This is a genomic window from Methylotenera sp. G11 (genome assembly GCF_000799735.1).
Lineage (GTDB): Bacteria > Pseudomonadota > Gammaproteobacteria > Burkholderiales > Methylophilaceae > Methylotenera.
Window position 1 is genome coordinate 405,205 of the sequence record NZ_JUHH01000001.1, and the last position, 13,080, is coordinate 418,284.

Genomic DNA, 13,080 nt, shown 5'->3' on the forward strand with positions numbered 1-13,080 from the left:
AGATGAACAAAGTCACTCCTAAAGTTTTCATTATTGGCTTTCATAAAACCGGAACTTCTTCAATTTCTGTAGCGTTGGAGTATTTGGGTTATAACGTGATTCATGGTGATTCTACATCTGCTTTTCATGGTGGAACCGAAGGTGTGGCTTTACTGGAAAAGTACATCAAACGCGGTAATTATCAGTTACCAACGCTCGATTTATATGATGCCTTTGCTGATAATCCATATTTTTCTATATGGGAAGAGTTGATCAAACAATATCCGGACGCTAAGTATATTCTCAGTATAAGAGATGAGGATAAATGGATAGATAGTTGTGTCCGATATTATGCTGGCAGAAGAGTGAGACCAATGCGTGAGTGGATGTTCGGTCAGCATGCTGACCCTTCCGCAAATGAAGAATCTAGGCAGCAATGGTTAAAAAAGTACCGAAATCATAATCAAAAGATTATGGATTATTTTAAATCCATCAATAAGGATTTACTTGTAATAGACATTTCAAAAGGGGATGGTTGGACAGAGCTTTGTGCCTTTCTTGGTCAAAAAATACCTCAAAAAGATTTCCCTCATATTAATAAAAGTATAGATGGAGGTATACGTAACGCAATAACTAAATTTAAACAGGAACTTAAAGCCTTTTGTATTAAAGGGGTTACTTTAAGGATATATAAAAAGTTATTTCAGATTTATTGTAATTATCATCCGGTATATAGTGCGGTTGATTCTCGTGTTCCTAAAATCTGGGTGGCAAGTCGCAGCTCATTTCAAAAGACTGGTAAGTATTGTTATTTTCGCATTCCAAAATGTGCCAACTCAACAATTAGTAAGACATTAGCTCATTATGACCCCTCGATTGTTTATGATGACAATAATGATATAGATGGCAAGGTTGCAAAAAGTAAGTTTGCTAATATTGGCGCAACTCATGTATTGAGCAAAACTAGCCTAAGAAAAAAATACTCCTTATTTACATTTGTACGCAACCCATATACCAGAGTTCTCTCGGCCTATCTGGATAAAATAGACGGTTTTAAGAAAGCGTTCTTTGAAACCAGGAGTTCGGTCAGGCAGTTTTCTGAATCCGGTAACGTCACTTTTGAGGCTTTTGTGACTTATCTGGAAAATGGCGGATTGTTTCATGACCCACATTGGGCACCTCAAACATATCTTTTGCCCTTGGCACCTTCAGAGATTCCATTTATTGGGAAAGTTGAGAATATTGATAAGGATCTCTCAGCACTGGTTAATCATCTTTTTGGAGAGGGTGCATATAAAGATCCAAAAAACAGGGAAGACAGTCGAAAAAAATCCAGTGAAATTGCGTCAGACTATTACACGGACGATTTAAAAAATCGTGTTTACAAGTTATATAAAGTTGACTTTGACGCATTTTCTTATCCACAAGACACACCATTTTAGTGATTTAAAATTTTGCTTTATGACCAGAGTCTGATGCCTGATTCATTACAACAAGATATTCAGCCGGTATTTATCGGCGGGTGTGACCGGAGCGGAACAACCTTTTTAGCGTCAATGATTGGCAACACTGACTGTGCAATCACCACGCCTGAGTCTCAATTCAAAGTTGATTTCTTAAGTTGCAATGGGAAAAACTTTCACTCGCCATCGATATGGCGACTTAAGTTGTGGGGGCTATCTAAGAAGCGTTTGGAAGAGATATTTAAGTGTTCGGTTAATGGAAAAGAGCTAGTGACAAGGTTGGTTTTCGAATATGCTCAAGTTTATAAAAATAATCAGCCGCAATATTGGATAGATCATACTCCCACGAATTTTCAGAATTACAAGGTGCTTAATCAGCATTACCCGAATGCAAAGTTTGTCCATATTATAAGAGATGGACGTGCTGTTGCCTCATCTGTAATGCCCTTGGCATGGGGTCCAACCAATTCGAATGATGCCGCCGTATGGTGGCTAACTAAAATTAGCTTTGGTTTGGCTGCCCAGCTGTCAGCACCTGAAAAAGTTATCACCGTTAAGTATGAAGATATTTTGCAAAATCCAGAAACTGAACTTAAAAAAGTTTGCGCTTTTATAGGGATGCCTTATAACAAAGATATGTTGCTGGGCAAAGGGTTTTCTGTACCTGGCTATACAAAAAAACAACATTCCTCCATTGGCCAGTTGCCAGATAATAGTAAAACAGATAATTGGAAAAGTAACTTAAGCAAGCGTGATATTGAGATTTTTGAATATCATTCCTTAGGTATGCTGGAAAGTCTGGGCTATGAAGTCATACATCACAGGCCTTTAGCCATTACTAGAAAAGAGCGGTTTTTCTTTTTTTTGAATTATATTTTCCTGCAATATCTAAAGCAGACTATTCGTCGAAAATTGCGAACTTACCGAGAATTAAAGTAAATAAATATGCTTACATAATGTTCCCGATATATTGCTGTAATAATGATTTTTATCAATTGTATCAATAGGAAATTATAGTTTGAATATGATTGTAAACACTCCGGAAACCATGGCTATCAGAGTCATGATGATAGTAGCTTTTTACCCTTACCCTATAATAGGCGGTCTCGAACATCAGGCGCATGAGTTGTCAAAAAAACTTATGAGCCTTGATGTCAATGTGCAGGTTGTGTCTGGTAAGTTTGATTCTTTAAGTCCTGATAATGAAACTGTTGATGGGGTGCCAGTTTGCAGAATAAGTTTGTCGGAAATTAGACTATTACGGTTTATTCAGACTCCAATATGGTTTTTCTGGGCTATGTACACTAGGCGGAATACATTTGACATCGTTCATGTACATCAACTTTCCTGGTTTGGGTTGTTTGCCATTCTGATCGGTAAGCTATTAGGAAAGCCGGTGATCACTAAATTACCAAATGTCGGGTTTAAAGGGATCCCAGGTCTTGTCAATAGCGGTTTTGGAAAGTTGAGATTATTGATTCTTAAACTTTCTGATTCAATTGTGGCTATGTCTGATGCTAGCGTGTCTGAGCTCGAATATGTGAACTTTTCATCAAATCGTATATTGAGAGTTGCTAATGGCATTTCTTTAAAAGAATGTTCATCGAAAAGCAAAAGTGAGCATGTTGCAAAGCAATGTAAGGTAGTTTTTGTAGGTAGATTGGTGCCACAAAAAGGTGTAAGTGATCTTTTTATCGCTTGGCAGAGGATAGAAAAAGTACATCAAAATGTATCTTTAGAAATATGGGGTGATGGGCCTCTTAGAGAAAATTTAGAACGACTATGTCAAAGTCTGGGAATAAAGGACTCTGTTAATTTTGCTGGGAATGTTGCTAATGTACGTGAGAAATTAGTAGCTATGGATATATTTGTTCTACCTTCTTATGTAGAAGGGAATTCAAATGCTATTTTAGAGGCAATGTCGGTTGGGTTACCAATTGTCGCTACAAGCGTTGGCGGTGCAGAAATGCAGGTTGGTGAACAAGGGAAGGAGTTTTTGTTTGAGCCAGGAGACACTGATGGTTTGTATAGAGCTTTAGACACCTTGATTACTAATAGTGACTTACGGGGAGAGGTAGGTGAAGCTATGAGGAAAAGAATAGCCGAAAATTTTGACATTAGCTCGGTGGCTCGTTGTTATATTAAAGGATATATTTATTTAATTTCTGATAAAAAAGATGAGATATACAGCGCATCTATAATTTGACTCTGCAATCATGCTGGATGTTTACCGAAACATTTTTACAGTTCATGGTTTAGGCTTATTTTTTCAGTTTTTTAAGATTGAATGTATACATCGAAAAATGTTATTTAACGTATGAATATGCAAGGCTGCGGATAGCGATTCTGGCTTTAGACCACCTGCTGAAATCCGGCATATCCAAAATCGAAGCCCAGGACGAGATTTAAAGGCGTTCCCAGCCTAATTGTTAATTTCGGTTAAGTCGGTTGTAACCGTGGCAAGTCAATGCTATAAGCACTGGTTTTGCTTTAATTATAATAAATATCTGGGGTAGCGTTGAAATTCTCTGTTGTCATTCCTTGCTTTCAAGCATCAAATACCATTGCCAGGGCATTGGACTCACTGGTGCAGCAGACTTACTCTAATTTTGAAGTGGTTCTGGTAGATGATGCATCGGCTGATTTTGATGGGGTCTTATCTGTGATTGAATCATTCAAGAGCCTGCTTGATATTCGCGTACTGCGAAACCAGGTAAACAAGAATGGTGCGTTTGCCCGCAATCGGGGCATCGAAGCTGCACAGGGTGATTTCGTCGCGTTTCTTGATGCGGATGACAGCTGGGTGAATAACAGGCTGGCATCGGCCAAAAAGCTTATTGAGGATCTGACCCACAGGAATTTTATCATCTATGGGCAGTTTGAATTGATACAGAAAGGCCATAACGGTGCATTGCTGCCGTTGCGTGCCATTAACAGGAACGAGCTTGTATCTGAATATGTATTCGCTGCCGGGCAGCCAATGCAGACGAGCACATTTATATGTCCGATTGAAGTCGCCAGAAACGTGCTGTTTGATGAGGACTATTCGCGCCACCAGGATACTGACTTCATGATGCGGGCCCAGAGTCACGGCGTGAAACTGGTTTTCCAGAATGACAAGTGCTCGAATTACTACATCAAGCCTTCGGATATCGTTGCCAGGATCAAAGAAGGCCGCATCAATCGATTGTTCTGCAAAACCTGGCTGCAAGAGAAGTTTGCGTTTTTCAATGCGAAATCTTATGCCGGCTACCGCTTAATCGTGTATTCAAGGGTTCTGTACCTGGAAGATCGTATTTTAAAGGCATTAACGGTAGCGTTCATGTCTGCGCCCAGAATAGGATTCAAGAATTTTATTGATTTAGTTAAAACCAAAGCGCATATTATCAAGGGCAGGCTGGCTTGGGTATGTTTACTGAATTCAAATCTGTATCTGTGTTTTTCTGAATTCGGCATAGACTCCGGCATGGCAGCAACAGCTTTATTCATTTAAATATTGCAAGCCTGCATTTGTGGCCGGCAGGCTGAAATAGGCTGAAATGATAGAACAATAATGTGCAGAAGAGTGTTTGTGTAAATTGACACCTAATTAAAGACACAGGGGGCCGGTTGATGTTGCATCCATTGGTAGTGGATTTGGACGGGTCTATCATCAGTACGGATATGCTGCATGAATCCGCATTGCGGGCTTTCCGGCATCACCCTTTAGATCTGTTCCGCATCCCGCTATGGCTGTTTAAAGGCAAAGCCGCACTCAAGCGCATACTGGCTTCCCGCGCTGCATTTGACCCGGAATCGCTCCCCTATAACCAGGAACTATTAACCTGGCTCAGGCAGCAGAAAGCCGATGGCCGGACGCTGGTGCTATGCACGGCCTCAGACCGTTCGATTGCCGATGCTGTCGCGGCCCATTTGGGTATTTTCGATGAGGTGATTGCCAGTGATGGTTCAGTCAATCTTGCAGGAAGATCCAAGGCTGAGTTGCTTGAACGGCGTTTTGGCCATTCAGGTTTTGATTATGTCGGCAATTCCTGCGCCGATTTAGCGGTTTGGGAGCGCGCCAATCGTGCAGTGGTCGTCAATGCCTCCGCCGACCTGACCAAAAGAGTGGAAACCGTTTGCAAAGTCCAGCAGGTTTTCTCCCGGGAGCTGTTAGGCCTGATGACATTTTTGAGCGTGCTGCGCGTTCATCAATGGCTGAAGAACCTGTTGCTTTTCGTTCCGGTCATTGCCGCCCATCAGATGATGGTTACCGATAAGCTGGCAACGCTGGTGTTTGCTTTTTTCTCTTTCAGCATCTGTGCATCTGCCGTTTATATCATTAACGATCTTTTTGATCTGGAGAGCGATCGCCAGCACCTCCACAAAAGAGCCAGACCATTTGCTTCCGGCCAGGTTCCGGTATGGATGGGGGTAGCCCTTGTTCCGCTGCTGCTGGCTGCCAGTCTGATCCTGGGGATGTATGCCGGCCATCATTTCATTGGCTGGCTGGCATTTTATTTTCTTGTGACGTGCGCCTATTCGTGGGGCATCAAGCGCCTGGTGCTGCTGGACTGCCTGGCGCTGGCCATGCTTTACACCTTGCGTATTATTGCCGGCGCCGCTGCCGCCGGGCTGGCGATGTCTTTCTGGCTGCTGGCTTTCTCGATATTCCTGTTTCTGTCATTGGCATTCGTCAAACGCTATGCCGAACTGGCCTTGCAGCGTCTCAGCGGTAAGGAACGTACTCACGGAAGAGGATACCTGACTTCCGATGCGCCTATGATCCAGGCACTGGGCATTCCCTCCGGCTATGCTTCGGTATTGGTGCTTGCGCTTTATATTAACAGCGATGCAGTTGTCAGGATTTACCGGGTTCCCGAATACATCTGGGGAGCGGTGCCGATCATGCTGTTCTGGGTAAGCTGGATGTGGATGCAGGCCCATCGTGGCAATATGCATGATGACCCGCTGGTATTTGCTGTGAAAGACAAAACCAGTTTGCTGTGCGGGCTTGCTTTCGCAATGGTCGTGTTGATTGGCACGGTTGGCTGGACATGGTAACAGTTTCGTCATGGGGGAGGCTTGAGCAGGCTGAGCATCATGTGCAAAGCCTGACGCACAGGGATGAAGTCGCAGATGTCATCAGGCAGTCCCGCCCCGGGCTTGCCCACGGCATGGGGCGCAGTTATGGGGATGAGTGCCTGAACCCCGGAGGCACGCTGTGGCTGACGGCAGGGTTGGATCGGTTTATCCGCTTTAATGAAGAAACCGGCTGCCTGTTGTGTGAATCCGGAGTCCTGCTGCGCGATATCCAGCGGTTGGCTGTCCCGCGAGGCTGGATTCTGCCGGTGACCCCGGGCACGCAGCTGGTGACGGTAGGCGGTGCCATTGCGAATGACGTTCATGGCAAGAACCATCATGCCTATGGCTCATTTGCAGACCATGTGCGGCACATGACCCTGCTGCGCACTGATGGCGATATGATCGAGTGCGGGCCATCACAGCATCCTGAGTGGTTTGCCGCCACTGTGGGCGGCCTGGGGCTTACCGGTTTTATCCTGACGGCGGAGATTCAATTGCGGCGCGTGTCTGGCCCATGGTTGCAGGCCGAGACGATACCGTATCGGAATCTGCATGAATTCTTTACGCTGGCGGATGCTTCCGAGGCGGATTGGGAGCATACGGTTTCCTGGGTGGATTGCATTTCATCCGGCGGGGGCAGGGGGCTGTTCATGCGCGCTAATTACAGTGGGCCTTCAGGGGCGGCAGCACCGGCCGCAGCAAACATCAGCATGCCTTGCGTGCCGCCGTTTTCATTGGTGAATCCATGGACGCTAAAGGTGTTTAATGCAGCGTACTTTAACGTCAGGAAACGCCTTGCCGGGCAGGAAGATTTGCATTATGAGCGTTTTTTCTACCCGCTTGATAATATAACGGGGTGGAACCGTATGTATGGGCCTAAAGGTTTTTACCAGTATCAATGCCTGGTGCCCAGGGCGGATGGCCAGCAGGCAATACAGGCGATGCTGCATGAAATTTCGCGTACTGGCGATGGATCGTTCCTGGCGGTTTTAAAAACATTCGGCAGCAGGGCATCTTTGGGCATGCTCGGTTTCCCACAGCCCGGGGTGACACTTGCGCTGGATTTTCCGAATCAAGGCGGCAGATCATTAACGCTGTTTGAACGCCTGGATGCCATTGTGAGAGAGGCCGGCGGCAGGGTTTACCTGGCAAAGGACGCGCGTATCTCGCGTGATTTTTTTGAAGCCAGTTATTCCAGGCTGGCTGAGTTTTTACCGTACCGGGACCCTGGCATTACATCTGCCATGTCACGGCGTTTAATGGGGAGTTGATGTGTCAAGAATCATGCAACGGATCGTGATCATCGGCGCCAGTTCTGCCATTGCTGAGAAGTGTGCGCGGCTCTGGCTCAGGCAGGCACCGGCAGACATGGTGCTGGTGGGGCGGAACATTCACAAAATAGAAGCGATTGCCGCTGATCTCAGGATCCGCAGCCCTGAATCCAGCATTACATGCCTGGAAACTGATTTTAATGATCCCCTGAAAATTCGGGCACTGGTTGATGGCATTGCAAGTGCCGCCAGGGTCGACATTGTGCTGATAGCGCATGGAGCATTACCGCAGCAGCAATGCTGCCAGCAGGATCTGGTCTTGTGCCGCGAAGCTTTGGATATCAATGCCATATCGCCGGTCCTGTTTGCAGAAGCATTTGCCGGGCGTATGGAGGAAGCCAATGCCGGTACCCTTGCAGTCATCAGTTCAGTTGCGGGTGACCGTGGCCGTAAATCGAATTATGTGTATGGTGCCGCAAAAGGCCTCGTTACGCGCTATGTACAAGGCTTGCAGCACCGACTGGCAGGCACCGGGGTGAAAGTGGTTCTCATCAAGCCAGGGCCAACCGATACGCCCATGACCGCGCAGCTCAAACAGCAAGGCAAGGCACTGGCGGATGCGGACGCAGTTGCCGCCAGTATTGTGAAGGCGATCAGGCAAGGCAGGTCACTGGTTTATGTTCCGGCCAGGTGGCGCTTGATCATGATGGTCATTCGGCATTTGCCGGAATGCATTTTTAAAAGAATGGATATTTGAATGATCAATAGAAAGTTTTTTGATCGTGAAGATTAAACTTACGGATATTGGTGCCTTATGCAGCGCATAAAAACGAATACCTTGTTAAAGGCTGGCATGGTTTTTCTCATCGCATTCGTACTGTTTTTTTTAAGCATGGACAAACGCATCAATGTCTATGACGAAGGCATTGTGCTGACTGCGGCGATGCGGGTGAATGCGGGGGATATTCCGCATCGGGATTTCTATATCAATTACGGACCTGCCGAGTTTTATATATTGTCATGGCTGTTCGATCTGTTTGGCCAGCACGTGATCGTTGAGCGCTTGTTTGATTTAACCGTGCGGGCAGGCATCGTGACTGCGGTCTATACACTGCTGATGCAGCATTGCAGAACATTGATCGTAGCCATCATCAGCGCGATTGCTGCATTGTGGCTGGCTGCGATCAGCATGCATGGTTACCCGATATACCCGGCCTTACTCCTCGCTATCGTGGCGACCGCGATCATGGTTAAGAGCGCTAGCTCAGGCGCCTCAAGCCGGTATCCGCTTGCGGCGGGACTGCTGACCGGGTTAACGGCTTATTTCAGGTACGACATCGGTTTTTTGCTGTTTGTTGCCAACCTGGTTTCGGTATTGCTGATCAGTTTATCGGGTTTGAAAACCCATGCCGACCAGATGATAAAGAATATATCCCTATACACTCTCGCAAGCGGCATCCCGGTCCTAATGCTGTTAGGCTTTTACTGGCTGAACGGGGCGATCGCATCCTTTGCTCACGACATCATATTTTTCCCTGTAGGGCATTACGCAAAGTTCAGGGGGCTGCCATTCCCCGAGGTGTTTTCAGTGGAATCAGGCGTGGTATATTTTCCGCTCATTCTGGTGTTGGTCGTGATCGCCGCATTTCTGGCAAAAACGATCCAGGCTGATGAAAAGACGCGTCGCCATGCGTTATTGCTGGGGGGATCTCCCCAGCATGGAAGTGTCAACTTCCTGATATTTTTTACAGTATTGCTTGTTTTTTTCTATGCCAAAGGCATTGTCCGCATTGGCCCTGCACAAATGCAGCTGGCGCTGATCCCGGCGTTAATGGTCCTGGCCATGATACTGGAGTACGGCATCAGAACCCAAAGCTGGCTGGGCTGGATTGCAATCATCCTCGTCATACATACAAGTGGCTCGGCCCTGACTTATGGCTTGGTAAAAATGTTCGTAAAATGGCATGATCATATCGTGGTGAAAGAGCTATACCGGGCTTATGGCCGGGTTGCTCCGGATCCGGTGATCAGCAGCAGGTGCAGCGCTTTTCTGGCTGAGTCCAGGCAGGTGTTTACAGAATTCAGCCTTGAGCCGGATAGAAATGCCGCAATTGATTTCATCAAAAAGCACACGGCGCCGGATGAACGTATCTATATCGGCCTGAACCGGCATGATAAAGTGTTTGTGAATGACGTTGCCAGTTACTTCCAGGCGCAAAGGATGCCTGCGACCAAGTGGCATCACTTTGACCCCGGGCTCCAGACTGCCGCAGGCGTGCAGGCTGAGATCATTGCTGAACTGGAGAAGCGCAAGTTGCAGTATGTCTGGCTGGAAGCCAGCTGGGATGATGTTGCTGAGCCGAATGAGAGCGCAAAAAGCAGCGGCGTACACCTGCTGGATGTTTATATACGCAATCATTATCACCTGGAACAGACGTTCGGCAGGATCGCAATCTGGAAACGCATAGCTGATTAAGGAATAACAATAAGGCGGAGGTTATGATGGATGCAGTTGAACGTTACATGCATGTAGCCGGACGGATATGCTGATGCAACGGAAAATAGTCTTGCCCGGCGGCGCCGGGCTTGTCGGGCAGAACCTTGTTGTGCGCCTCAAGGCACAGGGGTTTACCGATATTGTGGTTCTTGATAAGCATAGGGCGAATCTTGAAGTCCTGAAACGGCTGCAGCCTGAGATCGCGGCTGAGTTTGCAGACCTTGCCGAACCCGGCGATTGGCAGAGGCATTTCAGTGGTGCCGATGTTGTCGTCATGCTGCAGGCCCAGATAGGCGGCACGGACTACCGTGAGTTTGTACGGAATAATGTTGATGCTACACGCCTTGTGCTCGATGCAATCAAGGCTAACAATGTACCGCATCTGGTGCATGTAAGCTCATCAGTGGTAGAGTCCGCCGCTGAAGATTATTACACGTGCACGAAAAGAGACCAGGAGCAGCTGGTGCTGCGCAGTGGTATCGCCTGTGCGATACTGCGCCCGACTTTGATGTTTGGCTGGTTTGACCGCAAGCATCTGGGCTGGCTTTCGCGCTTCATGAAGAAAGCGCCGGTATTCCCGGTACCGGGAAACGGCCGTTACATGCGCCAGCCGCTTTACGTGGGTGACTTTTGCAACATCATCATCAGCTGCATCCGCAACAATATTGATCGCGGTATTTACAATATATCCGGGCATGAAAAGATCGATTATATCGACATCATCCGCGAGATCAAACGCGTAACCGGTGCAGGCGCGCCTATCGTTCATATTCCATTCGTGCTGTTTTACAGCTTGCTTTGGATTTGGGAGGTGTTCGACAGGAATCCGCCTTTTACCACGCAGCAGCTTGCTGCCTTGATTGCAAAGGACGAATTTGAAGTGATTGACTGGCCTGGGATGTTCAATGTGCCTGCCACACCTTTAGCCAAGGCGATAGAGGAGACTTTTGGCCACGCCGAATACAGCAAAGTGGTTCTGGAGTTCTGAGTTCCGATCAGGCCCCTTAATTGAAAGCATGTTAATCAACGCTGAAAACACGACTTGAATGAACATTGATTCAAATGAAAATTAAAGTACCCAATCCAGAGACCTTATCCATGCTTTTTATCGTGGCACTCTGGGGCATGATGATCGCAGCGGCCAACCCGGTCGGGGATTTTCCGCTGATTGATGACTGGGCGTATGCAGAGTCGGTAAGAGCCCTGCTGTATCAACACCGGCTGGTGATTTCAGACTGGTCGGCAATGAACTTGCTGACGCAGGTGGTATGGGGGTGGTTTTTTTCATGGCTGCTGGAGCCGTCATTCACTGTGCTGAGGATGTCGGTACTTGTGCTCGGCCTGCTGGGTGTCATGACTGCATTCAGGTTAAGCCGTGAGGCTGGCGTGCCATTGCCATTGGCCTTGCTGGGAGCGGTGCTGCTGATGGTGAATCCGGTTTATTTCACGATGAGCAATACGTTCATGACGGATGTGCCGTTTTTTGCTTTTTCTGTAATGTCGTTATTGTTCTTGGCCAGGGCTGTGCATAGTGACAGGACGCAGGATATCGTTGCCGGCACCGTGATGCTTGTCCTTGCGCTGCTGATCCGGCAGCTCGGTTTCGCAATTGCAATTGCCTATGCGCTTGCTTATATGGCCGGGCGCAGGCTGTCGCTGAATGCAATCACTCGGGCAGTCCTTCCTTTGCTGGCTTGCCTGCTTGTGCAGTTGTTATATCGTGCATGGCTCGATGTACATCACCAGCTGCCTGCGATGCATGGCTATCAGATTGATCAGATCAGGCGTGCATTTTCATTGCCTTTGCTGGATTTCGTGACGGTATTCGGGCTGAATGTTTTTAAAACGCTATTGTCTTTCGCACTGTTTCTATTGCCGCTGATACTGCTTATTTTTTTCTATTTGAATAAAAAGATCGATACCGTTACCGCTTGCCTGTTGGCGATCGGCACGCTTCTGCTGTATTACAGCCTGCGCCTGGCAGGCATGCAGCTGTTCCCGTTGCAAAGTTATCTTGAAGGGGCATTTGGTTTTGGCGGCAATATCCTAAGCGCTTTCGGGGTCGGCCCTTCATTGCAGTATGGCGCGGTGGGCTACTTCCCTGAATACCGGATCACGGTGGGTTACTGCTGGTTATTTATAGGCTTGCTGATCGTTTTTGCAGCAGGGCTGATGCTGCATTTTTTATTCACTGCGGTGCGCGGTTTGTGGCGCAGCAGGGATAAGATTGCGAAGGTATGGTTCTGCGAACAGGCTGAAGACATGCGGAAGATACGGCTATATATCTTATTCGGTGCTACCGCGCTCATCTATTGCGTACCTACTTTTCTGCTGCCTACCCTGTACGACCGTTATTTGCTGCTTCCCATGCTGGCCGCCAGTTTCCTGATGCAACTGAAAGTGTCTGCCGCCACCACACTTACACATGAACTGTCGCGTTCAAAAGTCGCCGTTGTCATTGTCATAACGGTGTCCGGCGCGATCATGACCAGCCTGGCTGCACATGATTACCTGGCCTGGAACCGCGTGCGCTGGGCAGCCCTGGACGACCTGGTGAAGCGGCAGGGCGTGGCGCCGGAGCGGATAGACGGCGGTTTTGAGTTTAACGGGATGTACCTTTTTTCCAAAGACCACCTGAAGCCACGCCCCAAAGGCTGGTGGGTAGAGGATAATGAATACCTGGTTGCATTTTCACCAGTGTATTTCACGATCGTTAAAGGCTATACATTAGAGGCAAGCTATCCGGTCGAGGCATATTTACCTTTCAGCCCCCAGCATATCCATGTGTTGCATCGAAAATAAAGCG

The 13,080-nt window shown here is 47.4% G+C and carries 10 protein-coding genes; all 10 read left to right on the forward strand.

Annotated elements, in window-relative coordinates; translation table 11 throughout:
- Window positions 1-2: 2 nt before the first annotated feature.
- Complete coding sequence (locus tag GQ51_RS01925; RefSeq protein ID WP_047549142.1) at window positions 3-1,421, forward strand: sulfotransferase; 1,419 nt, start codon at window positions 3-5, stop codon at window positions 1,419-1,421.
- A 33-nt stretch (window positions 1,422-1,454) separates the two neighbouring features.
- Window positions 1,455-2,381: a sulfotransferase family protein gene (locus tag GQ51_RS01930; RefSeq protein ID WP_152604099.1), complete on the forward strand. Its 927-nt coding sequence runs from the start codon at window positions 1,455-1,457 to the stop codon at window positions 2,379-2,381.
- Between the two features lie 85 nt (window positions 2,382-2,466).
- Entirely contained in the window at window positions 2,467-3,648 is a 1,182-nt protein-coding gene (locus GQ51_RS11950; RefSeq protein ID WP_052177641.1) for a glycosyltransferase family 4 protein, read from the forward strand.
- A 312-nt stretch (window positions 3,649-3,960) separates the two neighbouring features.
- Window positions 3,961-4,935 (forward strand): glycosyltransferase family 2 protein, encoded by a 975-nt coding sequence (locus GQ51_RS01940; protein ID WP_235276141.1) that lies wholly within the window; start codon window positions 3,961-3,963, stop codon window positions 4,933-4,935.
- 119 nt (window positions 4,936-5,054) lie between these two features.
- Window positions 5,055-6,485: a UbiA family prenyltransferase gene (locus GQ51_RS01945; protein WP_047549146.1), complete on the forward strand. Its 1,431-nt coding sequence runs from the start codon at window positions 5,055-5,057 to the stop codon at window positions 6,483-6,485.
- Complete coding sequence (locus tag GQ51_RS01950; protein WP_047549149.1) at window positions 6,479-7,777, forward strand: FAD-binding oxidoreductase; 1,299 nt, start codon at window positions 6,479-6,481, stop codon at window positions 7,775-7,777. The genes GQ51_RS01945 and GQ51_RS01950 overlap by 7 nt, the downstream gene beginning before the upstream one ends.
- 1 nt (window position 7,778) lies before the next feature.
- Window positions 7,779-8,534, forward strand: coding sequence for an SDR family NAD(P)-dependent oxidoreductase (locus GQ51_RS01955; RefSeq protein ID WP_200884384.1), 756 nt, complete (start codon window positions 7,779-7,781; stop codon window positions 8,532-8,534).
- Between the two features lie 57 nt (window positions 8,535-8,591).
- The gene (locus GQ51_RS01960) at window positions 8,592-10,253 is read left to right on the forward strand and encodes a hypothetical protein (RefSeq protein WP_047549155.1); all 1,662 of its coding nucleotides are present in this window, start codon (window positions 8,592-8,594) and stop codon (window positions 10,251-10,253) included.
- 73 nt (window positions 10,254-10,326) lie between these two features.
- Entirely contained in the window at window positions 10,327-11,262 is a 936-nt protein-coding gene (locus GQ51_RS01965) for an NAD-dependent epimerase/dehydratase family protein (protein ID WP_047553559.1), read from the forward strand.
- A gap of 74 nt (window positions 11,263-11,336) precedes the next feature.
- Window positions 11,337-13,076 (forward strand): glycosyltransferase family 39 protein, encoded by a 1,740-nt coding sequence (locus GQ51_RS01970; protein WP_047549159.1) that lies wholly within the window; start codon window positions 11,337-11,339, stop codon window positions 13,074-13,076.
- Window positions 13,077-13,080 lie beyond the last annotated feature (4 nt).